General features: G+C 60.8%; 19 protein-coding genes. 3 read left to right on the top strand and 16 right to left on the bottom strand.

Annotated features, from left to right (window positions below):
* Positions 1–4 precede the first annotated feature (4 nt).
* Positions 5–1051, bottom strand: a complete 1047-nt coding sequence (locus U8330_RS06025; protein ID WP_416236824.1) for a phosphatidylglycerol lysyltransferase domain-containing protein — start codon at positions 1049–1051, stop codon at positions 5–7.
* On the opposite strand from U8330_RS06025, the gene U8330_RS06020 reads away from it, so the two are divergent.
* Positions 1023–2369: an NAD(P)/FAD-dependent oxidoreductase gene (locus U8330_RS06020; RefSeq protein ID WP_323104236.1), complete on the top strand. Its 1347-nt coding sequence runs from the start codon at positions 1023–1025 to the stop codon at positions 2367–2369. The two genes, U8330_RS06025 and U8330_RS06020, sit on opposite strands and share 29 nt — an antisense overlap.
* A gap of 590 nt (positions 2370–2959) precedes the next feature.
* Here the strand turns inward: U8330_RS06020 and U8330_RS06015 are convergent.
* Entirely contained in the window at positions 2960–3445 is a 486-nt protein-coding gene (locus tag U8330_RS06015; RefSeq protein ID WP_323104234.1) for a hypothetical protein, read from the bottom strand.
* A gap of 284 nt (positions 3446–3729) precedes the next feature.
* Between U8330_RS06015 and U8330_RS06010 the strand changes: the two genes are divergently transcribed.
* On the top strand, positions 3730–3972 hold the full coding sequence (locus U8330_RS06010) for a hypothetical protein (RefSeq protein ID WP_323104232.1): 243 nt from the start codon (positions 3730–3732) through the stop codon (positions 3970–3972).
* A 119-nt stretch (positions 3973–4091) separates the two neighbouring features.
* On the opposite strand, the gene U8330_RS06005 is transcribed toward U8330_RS06010, so the two are convergent.
* Together U8330_RS06005 and U8330_RS06000 are read right to left on the bottom strand one after the other, a co-directional pair.
* Positions 4092–4310, bottom strand: a complete 219-nt coding sequence (locus U8330_RS06005) for a hypothetical protein (RefSeq protein WP_323104231.1) — start codon at positions 4308–4310, stop codon at positions 4092–4094.
* Positions 4303–4542, bottom strand: a complete 240-nt coding sequence (locus tag U8330_RS06000) for a hypothetical protein (RefSeq protein WP_323104230.1) — start codon at positions 4540–4542, stop codon at positions 4303–4305. The genes U8330_RS06005 and U8330_RS06000 overlap by 8 nt, the downstream gene beginning before the upstream one ends.
* A 211-nt stretch (positions 4543–4753) precedes the next feature.
* On the opposite strand from U8330_RS06000, the gene U8330_RS05995 reads away from it, so the two are divergent.
* Positions 4754–5182, top strand: coding sequence for a hypothetical protein (locus tag U8330_RS05995; RefSeq protein ID WP_323104229.1), 429 nt, complete (start codon positions 4754–4756; stop codon positions 5180–5182).
* 105 nt (positions 5183–5287) lie between these two features.
* Here the strand turns inward: U8330_RS05995 and U8330_RS05990 are convergent, their stop codons facing one another.
* From U8330_RS05990 to U8330_RS05935, 12 genes are all read right to left on the bottom strand, one after another.
* Positions 5288–5548, bottom strand: coding sequence for a hypothetical protein (locus tag U8330_RS05990; protein WP_323104228.1), 261 nt, complete (start codon positions 5546–5548; stop codon positions 5288–5290).
* A gap of 134 nt (positions 5549–5682) precedes the next feature.
* Positions 5683–6894 carry a hypothetical protein gene (locus U8330_RS05985; protein WP_323104227.1) on the bottom strand — a complete coding sequence of 404 codons (1212 nt, stop codon included), beginning with the start codon at positions 6892–6894 and terminating at the stop codon, positions 5683–5685.
* 74 nt (positions 6895–6968) lie between these two features.
* A protein-coding gene (locus tag U8330_RS05980; protein ID WP_323103163.1) for an IS3 family transposase occupies positions 6969–8107 on the bottom strand; the annotation gives its coding sequence in 2 pieces (ribosomal slippage) (positions 6969–7849 and positions 7849–8107; 1140 coding nt in all).
* A 96-nt stretch (positions 8108–8203) separates the two neighbouring features.
* Complete coding sequence (locus U8330_RS05975; protein WP_323104225.1) at positions 8204–8620, bottom strand: DUF3168 domain-containing protein; 417 nt, start codon at positions 8618–8620, stop codon at positions 8204–8206.
* Positions 8617–8973, bottom strand: coding sequence for a head-tail adaptor protein (locus tag U8330_RS05970; RefSeq protein ID WP_323104224.1), 357 nt, complete (start codon positions 8971–8973; stop codon positions 8617–8619). The genes U8330_RS05975 and U8330_RS05970 overlap by 4 nt, the downstream gene beginning before the upstream one ends.
* A complete protein-coding gene (locus U8330_RS05965; protein WP_323104223.1) occupies positions 8973–9581 on the bottom strand; it encodes a head-tail connector protein in 609 nt (202 codons plus the stop codon). The genes U8330_RS05970 and U8330_RS05965 overlap by 1 nt, the downstream gene beginning before the upstream one ends.
* Before the next feature lie 2 nt (positions 9582–9583).
* The gene (locus U8330_RS05960; protein ID WP_323104222.1) at positions 9584–9976 is read right to left on the bottom strand and encodes a hypothetical protein; all 393 of its coding nucleotides are present in this window, start codon (positions 9974–9976) and stop codon (positions 9584–9586) included.
* A 67-nt stretch (positions 9977–10043) separates the two neighbouring features.
* Positions 10044–11354, bottom strand: a complete 1311-nt coding sequence (locus tag U8330_RS05955; protein WP_323104221.1) for a phage major capsid protein — start codon at positions 11352–11354, stop codon at positions 10044–10046.
* Positions 11355–11387: 33 nt separating this feature from the next.
* Positions 11388–12056 carry an HK97 family phage prohead protease gene (locus U8330_RS05950; protein WP_323104220.1) on the bottom strand — a complete coding sequence of 223 codons (669 nt, stop codon included), beginning with the start codon at positions 12054–12056 and terminating at the stop codon, positions 11388–11390.
* On the bottom strand, positions 12028–13311 hold the full coding sequence (locus tag U8330_RS05945) for a phage portal protein (protein WP_323104219.1): 1284 nt from the start codon (positions 13309–13311) through the stop codon (positions 12028–12030). Before U8330_RS05945 ends, U8330_RS05950 begins: the two co-directional genes overlap by 29 nt.
* A complete protein-coding gene (locus U8330_RS05940) occupies positions 13308–15014 on the bottom strand; it encodes a terminase large subunit domain-containing protein (protein WP_323104218.1) in 1707 nt (568 codons plus the stop codon). Before U8330_RS05940 ends, U8330_RS05945 begins: the two co-directional genes overlap by 4 nt.
* A complete protein-coding gene (locus U8330_RS05935; protein ID WP_323104217.1) occupies positions 15001–15489 on the bottom strand; it encodes a hypothetical protein in 489 nt (162 codons plus the stop codon). Before U8330_RS05935 ends, U8330_RS05940 begins: the two co-directional genes overlap by 14 nt.
* Positions 15490–15550 lie beyond the last annotated feature (61 nt).

The raw sequence follows: 15550 nt of genomic DNA, 5'->3' as shown, positions 1-15550 counted from the left end.
GCGCCTACATCGTCTTCAGCACCCGCAGCAGGGCCAGCATTTCGAGCGGGGTGCGGCGTTTGAAGGCGATGTAGGTGGGGACTTCCTCGCCGTGGAATCGGCGCTTGAAGGCCGCCTGGCCTTGCAGGTTGAAGAAGCGGGCATTGATGCGGGGCGAGGCATAGGCGCGGGAAAACAGCCAGGCCCAGACCGCGCTTTCCGGATAGCCGCTCGGCCCGAGGGAGGCGAGTGGCGAAAGACCGAGCGTCAATCGCTCATGACCTTCGCTGCGGAACCGGTCGGCCGCGAATTTGGTGAGACCGATCTCGGCATGCGAGGAGGCATCGGGCAGCCGGCGCTTGAAGGCGGTCGTGTAGCCGATCACTTTGCCATCCCGGAAGATCGGATCGAAATCGATCACTGCCATCGGCTCGCCGCCTGGATGAAGCACCAGGAAGCGGCGCATGTCGGGCATGAGTTCGCTGAGGAACGGCCGGTTGAGAAAGGCCATTTCGCGCCGATGGACGACACGGCCCGCCCGCCATTTTTTCGACAGCGCCTTCAGCGCTGCCCGTTCCCCCACCGTGCCGTCGCATTCGACCAGCCGGTACCCCTGCTTGATCAGCCAGCGTTCGGAATAGCGCACCGTCTCGTTGCGCTTGCCGGCAAAGCTGTGCCGATCGAAGGCGAGCACGGTATCGATGCCGATCTGGTTGATTCGATAACCGAGCCCTGCCAGCACCTGCGCCGTTTCGGGGCCGATCTGCACGAAGCAGGGCGCCTTGGCCTCGGCGACGAAGGCGCGCAGATAGGTCTCCCTCGCCTCAGGCGCGGCAACGGGATCGCCGAGCACGAAGCTGTGGCCCATCTTGGTCGCATAGGCGAGATAGCCCGCTTCATCGCCGAAATAGCGCAAGCCCTGCTGCATGGCGGCCGAATAAGCGACCGAGAAGTCCCCATGCTGGCGGCAGAGCGCAAGGCGCCTTGAGGGGCAGAGCCCGGTTTCGGCAACCGCGGGAAGCCGCGAATCCAGTGCAGCATCGATGATTCGTCTTGCGCTTAGAACGGCCACGTCCGCCTATTGCCCTTTGGTTGCGAGGCCTCATCAGCCCCTTGCCCGCCACCGGACGAAAATCCGTTGCGCGAGGCTGATCCGAGTTTCGGGAAAAGGGTTGCCAAGGCGGTCTGCCTTGCCCATGGTCTCCCCCATGCATGCCTTATACAGAGACCCGCCTGTCCTTGTCATCGGTGCTGGCCTGGCCGGGCTCACTGTTGCGCATCACTTAACGTTAAAACATGTGGATTGCCTTGTTCTGGAGGCCGCCGAGACGGTCGGCAGCAGCTGGGCAAGGCGTCATCCGCAGCTGACACTCAACACCCATCGCGACCTCTCCTCCCTGCCCGGCCTTCGCTATCCGAAGGGCACGCCTGCCTTCCCGCCGCGCGATGCCGTGATCGCCCATCTCCGCCGCTTTGCCGACAACGCGCCCTTTCCCATCCGCACCAATGCGGCCGTGCAGACGATCACAAGGCGCGAGGCTGGTGGCTACACCCTGACGCTTGCCGATGGTGCGGCGCTGGAGGCGGCGCATCTCGTCATCGCCACGGGGCGCGACCGCCTTCCGCTGCGGCCCGCTCTGCCTGGGCTTGAAAGTTTCAGCGGCACCCTCCTCCACGCCGCGCAGCTGGAGCGGGCGAAGGACTATGAAGGCCGCCGGGTTCTCATCATCGGCGGCGGCAATTCCGGCTTCGACGTCGTCAACCATCTCTCCCGCGTCAAGACCGACTGTCTCTGGCTTTCGGTGCGGAGCGGCGCCGCCGTGCTGCCGAAGCGGCTGAAGGGGCTTGCCGTGCACCGGCTTTCGCCCATCATGGAGCGCCTTCCCTCCAGCCTCGTCGACCCCGCCATCCGCCTCACAGAGCGACTGGCCTTCGGCCGGCTGACGCAGCTCGGCTTTCCCGAGCCTGCGGAAGGCCCCGCCACCAGACTTCGAAAGAACCAGATTGCCATTCCCGTCGACGACGGCACGATCGCCTCGATCAAGACCGGCCGCACACGCCTGATCGGGCCTGTCACGCGCATCGAGGGCGCGACGGTGCATCTGGCGGGCGGCGAACAGATCGAACCGGACACGATCATCCTCGCCACCGGCTACCGCCCGGGCCTGACCGATCTCCTCGGCTCCCTCGACGTTCTCGACGACACCGGCCACCCCCTCCAGCCGAACGGCGGCCCGGCAAGCCCGGACCCCACCCTCTGGTTCGCCGGCATGCGCCCGAACCTCGTCAGCTACTTCTGGGGCGCAGCGCGTGATGGCGCCGAGATCGCGCAGGAGATTGCGGGGCGGAGAGCGGCAGCTGTAAGCTTGCCTGCAATCAACACAACTTAAAGTCGCACGCGCCATTCGGCTGTTGCAAGATACACACATCCTGAAGACGACCACACATGAGTCATAAACGGATATCAAAAAAGACTCGACAGGTTTGCAGCGCAACATCATGCTGCACTGCATAACGATCTCATTTCATTTCTATGACCAAGCCTTTTGGCCGCCGTTCCCAGAACGGCGGCCGTTCTGTATGGAGTAGCGTATCGCTCGATGCGGCTGGTCGAACACTTAGCAGGCGCAAGTTTACACGAGGGGGGTGGACAGAGCGCGCTTTGGATCAGGACATCCCATCTCGTAGCGGAACAGACGCGAGCCATGAAAACCCTGCACCCTGTTGCCGATAAGGCTAAAAGTCCGAAAAAATAAATCCTATCAGGGGCTTCTCTTGTTGATGGTGGGCCCGGAGGGTCTATCACGACTGCGAAAAAACAGTGGGTTAACTAACCAGTTAGCCGCCTGTCTTCCCCCTCCGTTCCGGATCTCAGGGCTAACCGACCTTGCAGGATATTCGCCACAACTGAGGCGTGTTGAGAGCCACCGTTGCTCCTCGAGGAATCTAAGGGGATCAGATGTGGCTTAAGAGCGTCTAGCTAGTCCAAGCGTCGACACGACGCCGGGTAGGCGGCAAGTTCCGGCCTTCGTTCTAAGACATTGCCGATGTTGTACATGAATAGTTCATTCAACCATCCGGCCGTGCCACCAGCCCAGTCTATGAACAGACTATACACATATTTCGGCCGGAAGTCCCGCGTTCCCCATTCAGCGTCGCCGAAGGCCATGCGAACCCGAGACATCTGCGCCTTGGACTCAATCTCAACCTCGCTGAAGTACCAAGTTTCGAATTCAACGCTTGCCCTGTTGTATGGGAGGATGTCAACCATATCGTCCTTGGACGATTCACTGTCGATTCCGTTCACGTTGTAAACGTATGGCGGCTTTGTATCGTCGAGATCGAACGACAGGAATTTCGGTAGTCGACCATGTGGATCATCCACACGACAAGACGCCTTCCTGGCCTCCGCCTGCGTCGTGAGCAAAAAAGCTGCGCAGGCGACTGCACCAAAATAACGTAACATTTTTCCCTCCTAAATCAATACTAAACTTATTAAAGCATATACATAAACGTCTTGCGATGAATTATTTAGCCAACCATCACTGCCTCGGCTTTCAGCTTGGGAAGCTTCCAGAACACGGAGGCTTTTCAAGGCGGCGTGTCACTCGATCGGCGTTCAGGTTGCCTCCGCCTACCTTCAGGTGACACGCATCCGGCACAGCTTGACCTGCGCAGAATTTACGCCAGTTCACCGACAGCATGATCGGAAGGCGAGCAGGATCGCCCTGACCAAACGCGGGAGACACCATGGCAAAGCCGACCAAGCTCATAGTCCTGGCAGCATTCGATAAGGATGACGAGGGGAACCTGCTGCAGGCCTTCGACCCGCGGCAGATGGATTCCGAGGAGAAGGCCAAGCGGGAGGCACGGCTGCTTGCAGAGAAGCACTCAGGCGTGGTTGCTTGGAGCCGCGATGCAGATCCGGACATCGGCGAGTACGGCCCGCCGATCGTGCTTTTCCAGTCGGGCGACATTCCGGAGCTTGAGTAGCGCCCCACGTCCCGAACGGCGTAGGCTTCGCGCAAACCCACCTTCTCTGGGGCAAGCGGGCATGGTGTGTTCTCGTTTGTTCTAGTTCTGTCCGATGAAGCGGTCCGCAAAAGGTCCGCTCAGTCGAGCGGCCCTGCATCGTCAAGCTGCCGCCAGACCATCGTGACTCCGGCGGGGTTGCTGACGAGCCCTTCGTAAGAACGAGCAACGAAGGCGATCATGAACTCGTGCTTCAGGCCATTCTGCTTCGCGGCTGCGTCCAGCTCAAGGTGGCTCATGACATCGTCGGTGAGGATGTCCCCGTCTGCCCCTGTAATCACGCACTGGTATCTACTCATCCGCTCGCCCTATTCGCGCCCGCAGGATCTGAACCTCTGTCTGGGCATTTGCTCCAAGTCCGAGCAGATAGTTCTCTACCAAGTTGGAGATGGCAATAGCGGTTTCTGCTGGTGTCCAGCCGGACGAGGCGGCGTCCTCGAACATGACGATCACGTCGTCCTCTAGAGCCTCCTCGCATTCGAGCATCCTGTCTGGGTAAGCGCCTGCCTCACGCGGTGCCTTAATCGCCATGTCATCCTCCTGCGGACGTCGGCGGCCAACTGCATGCTGCCACCGCGGTTCCGCGCGCCGGATAACGATTCGGTGTGGATCGAGCAGCACCTGCGCGCCGTAGGAATTGACTCCCCGCCAAATAGGAACATAGTCGGAACATCCGGTCATGACGGCCGCTTATCAGCCAGTTTCGCCCCGCCAGAACACGCCCTCGCGTGAAGGATAACCTATGTCCAGAGATTCCCGCTCGACCGTCGAACTGCAGATCGCCATGGCGCTGGCGCTGACAAAGCAATGGCAGCGAAGGAATTATGGAGGGATGCGGCCTGGAGTCGGGCGGAAGATGGACGTGGTGATGGGGCTGGCGCAGCAACTCACCGGCCGGCTGCTCTTCGCCGTAGAACTCTATCGGGAGGGAGAGCCTGTGCCCGATGGCAAGGTCGAGCAGCGCATCGCGGAGGTGCTCACCTCGTTCCCCGAGGGGGATGCCCACGTCATGGCGGGGCGGGACAGAGCAGTAGCGCATGCTGCGCGCGAAAGGTTGATCGCGCAGATCGTCGAGCAGGTGATGACGAGCTATGATGTGAGGGTGAAGGTGTCGACCGGGCTCCCAGCGATCGCGCCGTCGGGGAAGCACATGACGTCGTTTCGTGTCTGAGATCGCCCCGCAATACATGACGCGCGGGGCGGCTCAAGCTCGCCACATCCGGGATTTATGTCACAGGCATGCTATGTCAAATGACACAACCGTGCGTGCGGCTTGCTACTCGTCAAAGCGATCGAGCGGGCCGCATATCGCATCGGCACCATAGGTGTGCTCATCGTTCACGGTCACGGCGAGATAGACGCCCTCCTCCGCGCTCCACCCCTCGTACTCGATGAACTCGCCGTCGCGGACGACCTCGCAGTCAGGCATGCTGAAGATCAGCGCTGTCAGAGCGCGCGCCTGCTCCGCGTCGAGCTCCTGGCTCGGCGTGTAGTTGTGCCCCACGATCGCGCGGAACTGCTGTTGAAAGGATGACATGCCAGAGGATCTAGAAGCCGCTCTGCCCGGCGCCCAGATCCAGAACGCAAAAAGGCCCGCACGACGCGGGCCTTTCGTTGGGGCGGACCCCATCAGATGAGCTTGGGGCGATGCATATGCGCGACGTTTGCGGGTCACTGAACGAACCGCACCAGATCGTTTTCTACGAAGTGATTTGGTCGCCAACTCGCGAACAGCCTATCTATCAGGAAGGTGTCTGCCACAGCCAAACCCAACCCCACTGCGGTTGCTACCCCTCCTGTTGCGAAGACATCTAGCAACACACCCGCTCCTGTCATCGCAGTGAACCGACTACATTTAGTTGGAAGACGCTCTATCCACGAGGTTTTTGTAATAGCTTTGTAGTACTCAGTGAGTAGCCCAACCTCTGGGTCAACGCCCGTCAACCAACCCTTGAATTTTCCGGCATTTTCAATGATCTCTATAACATCGGAGAAATTTTTTTTCCCACTATTCACAGCTCCACGGATATTATTTGTCTTCAACATTACATGGTTGAAAAGTCTTATATCATCGTGACTTTTTTCCCTAATTTTACTAAGCAGATCAAATTTGACCTGCATCATACGGGATCGCAACGGAGATGTTACTGGTTCAGCCATTTGTTTTGCTGAAAATACCAGATCGCCTCTGGTCTCTAAAATATCATTCAACACGGTCGCTGTACTTATTTCTCCGCACCAAGGACACAACTTCCGCAAATAATCGAAATCGTAATTAGTTTCGACGACAAAGAAAAGTCTGTCTCCTCGCGGCCCCGCCGTTTCGTGAATTACAAAGGTCCAATGGTCCGGGACCCTGAACATCGGAAACCTTGATTCGATCGAAATTTTCGCAGCAATCTGCGTATAGGGTCGGTTCAGGAGATCCTGCATCGCCATCTGAAGGACAGGAAGGTCGCGCCCGGAAAAGCGCCTATTTTCATTAGGAGCGATGTCTAAAAGTTGCCGAACGGCCTTGCTAGCTTCAACGGAACCAAATCCAGCCCTAACTAGGGCGTCAGCAATCAGGCGCTCCTGAGAAAGAGTTCCCTCTCTGACTGTGTCTTGGAATGTTCTCGTAGCCTCTACGACAGCGTAGATTGGCAGCCCATTATGGCTGTCTGTGACCACCCCTAATTCCTTGCTCTGATAAGATAATCGGCAGTGGCCGTCTTCTACCATACGCTTCAGGCCATCGATGCCTATGTGCTTCAGCAGCAAAAATGAGGTGGGGGCGTTAATTAGGAGGAGTGTCTCCTTATAAAAAAGCAGTGTCTCGGCAAATAGCCCGAAATCAAAGGCTGATAAACCCGACAGATGGCGGACAATCGCTCTCTCAAACATTCGAGACTCATAGAGAGGTGGTTCGGTTTGTCTGAACAGTTTCGGGCGTTTTGCTAAGTGGATTTCCGCCTCGATTATGCCGCCACCATCATCGGTGCCAGCGCGTTAAAGTAGGCCTGATCCGGCGTCTGCCGGCCAAGGGATGAATGTGGGCGTCTGGTGTTGTAGAAGTTCAGATATCGGCCGATGCCAGCGCGTGCCTCGGACACAGTCTTGTAGGCATGGAGGTAGACTTCCTCGTATTTGATCGAACGCCAGAGCCGCTCGACGAAGACATTGTCTCGCCAGGCACCCTTGCCATCCATCGAGACGGCGATCTGCGACCTCTTCAGCACGGCGGTGAAGTCGATGGAGGTGAACTGCGATCCCTGGTCGGTATTGAAGATTTCCGGCTTGCCATGACGGGCAAGTGCCTCCTCCACCGCCTCGATGCAGAAGGCTGCTTCCATCGTGATCGACAAGCGCCATGACAAGACCTTCCGGCTGAACCAGTCCACGACGGCGCACAGATAGACAAATCCCCGCGCCATGGGGATGTAGGTCAGGTCCATTGCCCAGACCTGATTGGGCCGGGTGACTGCCAGCTTTCGTAGGAGGTAGGGATAAATCTTGTGCCCTGGCGCCGGTTTCGAGGTGTTCGGGCGGCGGTAGATCGCCTCGATGCCCATCTTCTTCATCAGCGTGGCGACGTGTAGTCGCCCGGTCTCCAGACCTTCTCCTCTCAAGAGCCCCTGCAACATCCGACTTCCGGCAAAGGGGTAGTCGAGATGCAGTTCGTCAATCCGGCGCATAAGGGCCAGATCGCCGTCAGACACCGGACGTGGAGAATAGTAGACGCTGCCACGGCTGAAGCCGAGAAGCTTCGCCTGGCGCACGACGGATAGCTTGTGCTCGCGGTCGATCATTTCTTTCCGCCCAGCAATCCCGCCTTGCCGAGCGCACCGGATAAAAAATCGTTCTCCAGTGTCAGTTCGCCGATTTTCGCGTGCAGCGTTTTGACATCGATGGTCGGACCCGACGGCTCCGCCTTCGTTTCATCGCCGAACACACCCGTCGCCCCCTCAAGGAGCTGGTCTTTCCATTGCTTGATCTGGTTGGCGTGCACATCGAACTGCTGGGACAACTCCACCAGCGTCTGCTCACCTCGGATGGCGGCAAGTGCCACCTTCGCCTTGAAAGCCGGGCTATGGTTCCGGCGCAGTCGTCTCGTCATGGTCTCTCCTGTTCCCGGCATCTAAGCCGAAGTCAGGCAGAAACTCCACTCATCCCCGATGTGCAGATTTCCCGAGCCAGCTCTGCCCCTGCACCATCAGTCGATCTCCTCGACGATGGCTGTAACCTGCACCACGCCATGCGCGGTCTTTGCATCCGCATCAAGGAAAACGCGTGCGAGCTCCAACCGAAATTCGAGAACGAAGCCATCCGGTATCTCGTCGGCGTCACCTCCCTCCTTAACCAACGCTCGGACGACTGAATCAACGAGCGCTTTGCACGGCCAGAGGCGCGCGTTGTCCTGCGACCAGCAGTCAATCTGCACCGTCTCTTCCCTGCCCGACACGCAATCGGCATCATCCAGCCGAAGGTCGGTCGCGCCGAGGCTGACATAGGGATAGGCTGCCGTCGTCGGCACGCCGTCGTAAATCTTCTGCCCAACGAGCGCAGCGACAGCGTCGCTGCCTCTCAGGCGGGCAAGAATGATGTCTTGCAAACCAACCGAGGCACTCATGGCGCGACTGCGAGCCCGGTCTCAGCAGTGATTTCCACAAAGCGCAGGTCTTCGGTAGTGATCACCGAGCGGATCGCAAATACTGTCCCCGCCTTGACGTCTCGCACCCGCCAAGCTGCCGTGATGCCACGTGTTCGCACGTTTGCCCTTACGGTAATGATGACTGGCTGACGGTTCGCAAGGCGCGAAGCCAGCGCAGTTTCGCCGCCACGAAGATACTTGAAGTGGGCCCGCTCCTTCAGAGCTGCACCCTCGTCGGTCCAGGCAGTTTCCGTCCCACCGTGCCCATCTGGCTGGTCGACAAGCTTGTCGAAGGCAACTACGTGCCGGAGATCCTGCGCGGTGACCGGCATCAGACAGAGAACCTTCGATACTTGCTGAGCAGGTTCGCTTCGACCCGCTCGAGCGTCGTCGATCCGCCGGTGGCAGCCTCATCGTAGTGCAGCTGCACGCGCATCATGATTGCGGTCCGCAAGTCGGCTGGTGTCGTCGCCTTCCCGGCGTCTACCGGCCAACCGGCTTTGTAGCGAACCAGGACGGCCTCATCCTCGTAGAGATCGGACGGCAAGATGAAGGCGTTGGCGAAGCGAACGAAGCTGCGGCCGGCAGCATCCGTCTTCAGCGAATACACACTATCGTTGATCGTCGTCGACAGCTCGGATCTGTTTCGGTATGCGAGCGACGCAATGCTCAGCACCGGCCCAACGAGCAGCGGCAGGATCTGCGAGAAGCTGTCGAACTTCTGCTCCCACTCGCTTTCGACCAGGCTGATGCCGAGCGTGCCATTCCAGCCGGAATAGTGATCGACTGCCGCCTGTATCAAGGTCTCGATGAGGCCATCATCATCATGCGGCTCGACGGCCCCATCCTCGCCAACGACAGCGATGCGAAGAGCCGCTTTCACCTCATCGACGGTGACAGGCAAAACGGTTGCTGGCGTGACGAGAACGGGACGCGTCATGTTCAACGGTTCCGGCGCTTGGTCGTGGAGGCGACGACATCCTTGTTGGCGACGTCGGGCGCCATCTTGTTCTCGACGGCAGGTGCTGCCTTCTCTTCCGGCTGCGAAGCGTCGTCGCCAGCGCCCTCGGCGGCAACTGCTGTGGCGATCTCCTCCGGCGTGCTGCGCGCAGCATAGCCGCTCGGTGGATATGCCGAGGCCTTGTATCCACGAGCCACGAATTCAGCGACGGTCGGGCCGTCGAGGCGCAGCTCATCTGCATGCTGCACATTATTGCCATCCGCACGGCGAACAGCGTTCATTTTCACCAGAAAGTCGAAGTCCGCCTGGTCGAACTCACGCTCGGTGCCTTCCGGGTCACCATCGAGCGGCTTCAGCAAAACTGCCTTGATCATGATCGTCTCCATCGTTCCGCAAGGGAGCAGGCGCCGCTGGTCGCGGCGACTGCCAGAGCACTCCGCCTTAGGCGACGCGGCCGAGATCGCCGTAGATGAGCGACTGCGGGCGGTAGATCGCCAGCGCCAGACGCTCTTCGGCGCGGATCGTCACCTTGTTGCGGATGAAGTTGTCCTGATCTTCGGTCGAAACGTCGATCGTCGCGTCCTGACGGTCGAAGATCTGGGCAGCGAGATTGAAGGCCCCGACGAGCGCCTTGTCGACGCCGATCGCCTGCGTCGCGACCACCGGCAGGCTCCAGAGCGTCGGGGAGATCGTGCCCTGCGGGTTGCCGATGATGTAGTTGCCGCCGGCATCCTTCGCCATTTCGATCGCGGCCCAGTCGATCGGATTGATGACGATGCCATTCGGCGGGAACTCGGCAAGCGCCGCCTGCAGAATCATGAGGCGGAGCACGTCAACCTGCGTGGTCGCCGTCAGGCTGCCAGGCGCCGCGTAAGCGGTGGCAGCCGTGATCAGGCCGAGCAGGTTCTGACCAGTGCCGGACCCATTGAGCAGCTGGTTTTCCTCGACGAGCGACAGGCCGTAGCGCAGACGCTGGTCGATGATCGACCGCAGTGCCGGCGCATCGGCGAGGATCTGGACCGACGTCCGCATCCAGTGCGCGATCGTCCGCACGCTCGCGACCTTGTCCTCGAACTGCAGCTCGGACTGCGGCTTGGGGGCGCCTTCGGCGACCGGCGCAGCGGCATTCGTGAACAGCTTCTCCTGTTCGTACTCGATCTGGTTGCTGGTCGTCTGACCGGGCAGCAAAAGCGAGCGAACGGTCAGGCGGCGCTGCGGCTGTTCGACCTGCAGGCCGCGGCGGTCGGAGTTGACCAGCGCACCGGCCGAGCCAGCAGCATCGGTCGTGAGCGAGGTGATGTCCTTCACGTCGACCAGGACACGGCCGCGCGGACGGGTCTGACCGGCGAAAGACTTGAAGGATTCGTCGTTGACGAAGCGTTCGCCGGCAGTGCGCGGGGTGTCGGTCGGATCGGTCCGCCGCGCCATCTTCTGCTCCATCTCATCGAGACGGGCCTTGGCTTCGTTCATGCCTGCAATGGCCTGGTCGGCCAGTTCCTTCGCCGTGGTGGCGAGCGGCGTGCCCTTCCCGGCTTCGGCGAGCGCCTTTTCGGCGATCTCCTTCACCGCGTCGTGCTTGGTGTCGAAGTCGCGGCGAACTTCGGCCGCAAGCTCCGCAGCCGTTTTGCCGCTATGCGTGCCGCTGTCCGGCGGCGCGAAGACGATCTGCGGGGCGAACCGCAGAACTGCCATGGATGCCACGGCAAAGGCGATCGAGCCGCAGCTGAGCGCGGCCAGTTTCTGTCCCGACATGGGGAACCTCCAGTTTTCGGTTGGGATCGGGCCTTAGCCCACAAGCGCACGCAGGAAAGCGGCGCCTTCATCAGCCGCGTCGACAAGGTCCCCTTGTCCTTTCAGGTGGAGGCGCGCGGCGCGCTCCGCCTGCGAGTTCGAGAAGCCCAGCCCCTTGAGCCAGGTCTCGAACTCCCTTTCTGTCAGCCGGTCCCCGGCCTTCAGCTTTTCCATCAGGTCGTGCGCGGCCTTCGCCGCCTTGACGCTCTGCACGACGGCGTTCTCGTTCGCGCCGACGGAAACGACACTGACCTCGACGAGATCGAGCTTTTCGAGCGTCCAGACACCGCTTTCGGTGTCGACGCTATATTCCTTGATGCGGTAGCCGATCGACAGGCCGTCAATGTCGCCGGCCTTCAGGAGCGCGTAGGCTTCCTGGCCACGCTGCACGTCCATGTTCAGCTTGCCGCGCAGCAGAAGACCATGATCGTCTTCCTTCGCTTCGAGCCACTTGCCGATCGGCTGATCGGCGTTGTGCTGCCAGAAGAGCTTCGGCATCGTGCCCTTCGCCTTGTGGGTAACGAGGCTGTCGGTATAGGCGCCGGGGGCGATCACATCGCCGTAGGCGTCCGGCTCGCCGCCAAACGTGGAGCCGTAACCTTCGAACTCGCCACTGTTTTCGAGCTTCTTGATCTCAAGCAGCGGGGCTGTTTTCTTGTCCATTGCCTTCTCCACTGATCACGTTTGCGAGCGGGACGTCCTGCATCTGGACGGTTACGATGTCGCCGCCGGCGATCGGCGGCAGGTTTTCGAGAGCGCGGCACTCGTTTCGCGTTGCCAGGCCCATTCGGATTGCGCGCTCGTAGGCCTCATAGCGGCTGGCCGTATCGCCGCGGAGCAGCCCCTCGAAGTTGAACTCGATCACGAGGCCTTGCGTCCTGCGCTCTGCGAGCGGCACGAGCTGCTTGAGGAGCGCCTGCTCGATGCGCTTCATGCGCTTGCGCAGAGTGAACTTCTGGAAGCCGAGGACATCGACCTCTTTGCCGGTGCCCCAGTTCGAGGCCTTGTCGCCGAATCCGACCATGGCTGGTGGCACACCGAACAGCCTGCAGATCTGCTCGCCGCTGAACTTGCGGGTTTCGAGCATCTGCGCGTCCGTGGGATCGATAGACAGCGAGTTCCACGTCAGCCCGCCATCAAGGAGCATCGGGCGACCGCTGCGGATCGCGCCCTGATGCTTTTCCTGCAGGCGCAGCTCGAGCTCTTCGCGCTGCGGGCCAGTGAGCCGAACATCAGCCGGTGTGGACAGAATACCGCTCGGGCTGACGCCGTTGCGGAACATGACACCGGCGGCAAACTCGGCCGAGAGCGCGTCCTCGAACACCGATCGGCATGCTGAGAGGGTCGACGCGCCCGAGAGCGCATCGCCAAGCGGCCCCCGAATGTGGAGCATCTCCTGGCTCGTTTTGACGTTATGCCGGCCATTCTCGGTCCATTCGTACTCCAGATCGCCGCTGGTGATACGCCGCACGGTGACCAGATCCGGACGGATCGGATGGAGCGCGTTAAGGGCGCCGCCCGTCCGCCGCTCCATGACGGCGAAGGCATTTCCGTGCAGCTCGATGCTCGCCGCCATGATCTCCCAGAAGTCGACGGCGGTCTGGTCGTAGTTGGGGCTGTCGTGCAGCACGAAGTAGAGCGGATGGTCCCGTGCAACGCGGCGGATGCCATCGCTGTCGGTCCGGTAGACCATCAAGGGCAGCGAGGCGATCGTGCCGGCGATCAATTGGACGCATGCCCAGGTGGCTGAGAGTCCAACCGCACCGCCTGCCTGACCGGCTCGGCTGTCCTGATAATTGGCAACCGTCACCTGGTTGGTGGTGAAGTTATTCCCGTTCTCAGTCGAGACCTGACCACCGCGCCAAGCCTCGATATCCTTCACGCCGTCGCGCCCGAACAGTCTGGTGAGCCAGCTCATGCATAACTCGCAATCCACGCATCAGCGTCAAAGGTCGCAACGGGCTCAGGGTTCAGGAACATCAGCATCGCCGCGTTGAAGAGGGCCATCAGGTTGTCGATCTTTGCGGCGCCGGAGACTTCCTTGGTCACCACATAATTGCTGCCGCGCAGCGTCTGCTTGGCGTTGCCGACTGACCACGCCATGATCGACTGGTCGCCATGCACGAAGCGCTGGTCCTCGAGCTTCAAAGGCACGGAAGAGATCGCCGTCTGCAGCTTCCAGCCCTGCAGAACGGCCTGTACCAGCGGCTCAACAAGCCCGGCATCTTCCAGCGCGTCGAGCAGCAGCGCGACGCCGGCACTGTCGAGGCCGATCCCGGCCGCTTCCGGCAGCTTGCCAGCCTCGAACACCTGCTTACAGATCGCGGCCGCCGAGGCCGCTTGCTCTTCGCCAGTGTCGCAAACGACCAGGTCGCCGGCCGTCTCGAACTCGCGCAGCTTCGGCACGATGCTTTTGCGGCGCTCGAACACGGAGGGTCGTGCCCATGCTCGTGTCCAGCCGAGCCAACGCCGCGAGCCTTTCTCCCGGCCGATGACGTAGAGGGCTGCCAGGTCGTCGGCGCCGCCCCAGTCTATGCCGATGGTGCAGACCTCCGAGCGGCGGAGCAGCGCGTCGAGCCCGGTCAGCTTCGCGTCGACACATGACTGCCAGTGCATTGCCCCGGACCATCCGTCCCCGCCGAGGCCCACGCCGATCTCGATGTTCAGGTGCTGGCTCGTCCAGACCTGCTCGGTCTCTTTGCTGACCTTGCCGTTGTTTTCGTAATCGTCGATGAGCGCTTGCGGGTCGATCGAGCGCCCGAGGTTCGGGAGCAGGAAGCTCCAGTTGTTCTGGTTGCGCCAGAAGTCCTGATCCATTTGCCGATAGCGCGGGAACTCGTAGAGCACCGGAAGCATGATCGGCGACGCACCACCTTTCCCGTCCCGGATCGCCCGGGCCTTGTCGAGTTCGGTGCGCCAGATACCGGACGGGATGTCATCCGACTGGGTCGTGATCATCAGCACCTGGCCGCGCTGCTTCGTGATCCCGCCGCCGCGGATCTGCTGCATGACGCGCGTCGCCTTGGCGTTCTTGCCGAGCTCGTGCAGCTCGTCGATGATCGTCAGCACCGGGATTTCGCCAGTGACGATTGACGTGTCGAACGTCTTGACGTTCAGCTTCGTGCCCGTCTTTTCCCGCGTGATGCACTTCAGGTGATCCTGAAGCTTGAAGATCTCGTTGAGCTTCGGATCGAGGCGGATCATGCCTTGCGCCTGCTCGAAGCACCGCTCCGAGATGTTCTGGCTGGGCGCCACGATCAGCATCTGACGGTTCGGGGCATCCTCCATGAACAATGCGGTCAGCCCGAGCGCAGCCACATAGGTCGTCTTCGAGTTTTTCTTCGGGACCATGCAGAGCAGCTCCCAGACGAGCCGGCGCTTGGTGTCCGGATCTTCGCTCGCCAGGAAGGCGCAGAGGATATCGCGGAACCAGTCACCGCAGGCTTCTGAGAGCGGCGGGTTGCCGGGCACATCAGGCAGCCGGAGGCGATTGAAGAACGCCAGCGCCTTGCGAGCCTTCTGCTCATTGAGCGGCACGTCTGCCATCGGTGTCTCGCCAGCCTGCAGCTTGTCCCACCAATCGGGGCAGGCGAAGCGCGGCAGATCGTCAGTGGCGAGCATTCCGGTTGGCTTCCTGTTCAAGCTCGGTCATCAGCTCAGCGTCAGCGTCGAGGGCGCGCTGAGCATCCATGGCTTTTTTGCCAATCCGTGCGTGAGCCTCTGCCGGCGCATCGGTCTTGCCGGTCTGAGAAAGCTCGCGCTCGATCTCCATGCGATCGTTCTTTTCGAGCAGCCGGCCGAACTCTTTCATTGCACCGACATTGCCGGCCTCGGCCGTCCGCCAGGCCAGTTCGAGGCGTCTTGCCTCTAGTCGGTCGCGCATGGCATCTCTCGCCTTGAGCTCAGCAAAATAATGCTTCCGCAGCGTCGGCAGAGTGATGGCGAGAGCATTGGCGATCCGCTCATTGCTCCATCCAGCCGCTAGTAAGATGCTGACACGATTGCGGTTTTCGATAGTCGGGACGTGCTCTGGCCGTCCGCGCTTGCCTCGGCCGAGAGGAACCGGGTTGCCGAAGAGGTCGAAAATCGTGTCCACGAGAAAAAAATCCCTGAATGCGGGGGACGCGGGTCCGGAAGCTGGCGGCTTGGCAGACTTT

This window comes from Rhizobium sp. CC-YZS058, assembly GCF_034720595.1.
GTDB lineage: Bacteria > Pseudomonadota > Alphaproteobacteria > Rhizobiales > Rhizobiaceae > Ferranicluibacter.
The sequence above is the reverse complement of the archived record's forward strand: the minus strand, read 5'-3'. Positions and strand labels throughout refer to the sequence as shown.

What these genes read in the sequence shown, in the direction of transcription:
- U8330_RS06020 (WP_323104236.1), top strand. Translation starts at nt 1,023, where the DNA reads ATGATTCGTCTTGCGCTTAGAACGGCCACGTCCGCCTATTGCCCTTTG.
- U8330_RS06015 (WP_323104234.1), bottom strand. Translation starts at nt 3,445, where the DNA reads ATGTTACGTTATTTTGGTGCAGTCGCCTGCGCAGCTTTTTTGCTCACG.
- U8330_RS06010 (WP_323104232.1), top strand. Translation starts at nt 3,730, where the DNA reads ATGGCAAAGCCGACCAAGCTCATAGTCCTGGCAGCATTCGATAAGGAT.
- U8330_RS06005 (WP_323104231.1), bottom strand. Translation starts at nt 4,310, where the DNA reads ATGAGTAGATACCAGTGCGTGATTACAGGGGCAGACGGGGACATCCTC.
- U8330_RS06000 (WP_323104230.1), bottom strand. Translation starts at nt 4,542, where the DNA reads ATGGCGATTAAGGCACCGCGTGAGGCAGGCGCTTACCCAGACAGGATG.
- U8330_RS05995 (WP_323104229.1), top strand. Translation starts at nt 4,754, where the DNA reads ATGTCCAGAGATTCCCGCTCGACCGTCGAACTGCAGATCGCCATGGCG.
- U8330_RS05990 (WP_323104228.1), bottom strand. Translation starts at nt 5,548, where the DNA reads ATGTCATCCTTTCAACAGCAGTTCCGCGCGATCGTGGGGCACAACTAC.
- U8330_RS05985 (WP_323104227.1), bottom strand. Translation starts at nt 6,894, where the DNA reads ATGTTTGAGAGAGCGATTGTCCGCCATCTGTCGGGTTTATCAGCCTTT.
- U8330_RS05975 (WP_323104225.1), bottom strand. Translation starts at nt 8,620, where the DNA reads ATGAGTGCCTCGGTTGGTTTGCAAGACATCATTCTTGCCCGCCTGAGA.
- U8330_RS05970 (WP_323104224.1), bottom strand. Translation starts at nt 8,973, where the DNA reads ATGCCGGTCACCGCGCAGGATCTCCGGCACGTAGTTGCCTTCGACAAG.
- U8330_RS05965 (WP_323104223.1), bottom strand. Translation starts at nt 9,581, where the DNA reads ATGACGCGTCCCGTTCTCGTCACGCCAGCAACCGTTTTGCCTGTCACC.
- U8330_RS05960 (WP_323104222.1), bottom strand. Translation starts at nt 9,976, where the DNA reads ATGATCAAGGCAGTTTTGCTGAAGCCGCTCGATGGTGACCCGGAAGGC.
- U8330_RS05955 (WP_323104221.1), bottom strand. Translation starts at nt 11,354, where the DNA reads ATGTCGGGACAGAAACTGGCCGCGCTCAGCTGCGGCTCGATCGCCTTT.
- U8330_RS05950 (WP_323104220.1), bottom strand. Translation starts at nt 12,056, where the DNA reads ATGGACAAGAAAACAGCCCCGCTGCTTGAGATCAAGAAGCTCGAAAAC.
- U8330_RS05945 (WP_323104219.1), bottom strand. Translation starts at nt 13,311, where the DNA reads ATGAGCTGGCTCACCAGACTGTTCGGGCGCGACGGCGTGAAGGATATC.
- U8330_RS05940 (WP_323104218.1), bottom strand. Translation starts at nt 15,014, where the DNA reads ATGCTCGCCACTGACGATCTGCCGCGCTTCGCCTGCCCCGATTGGTGG.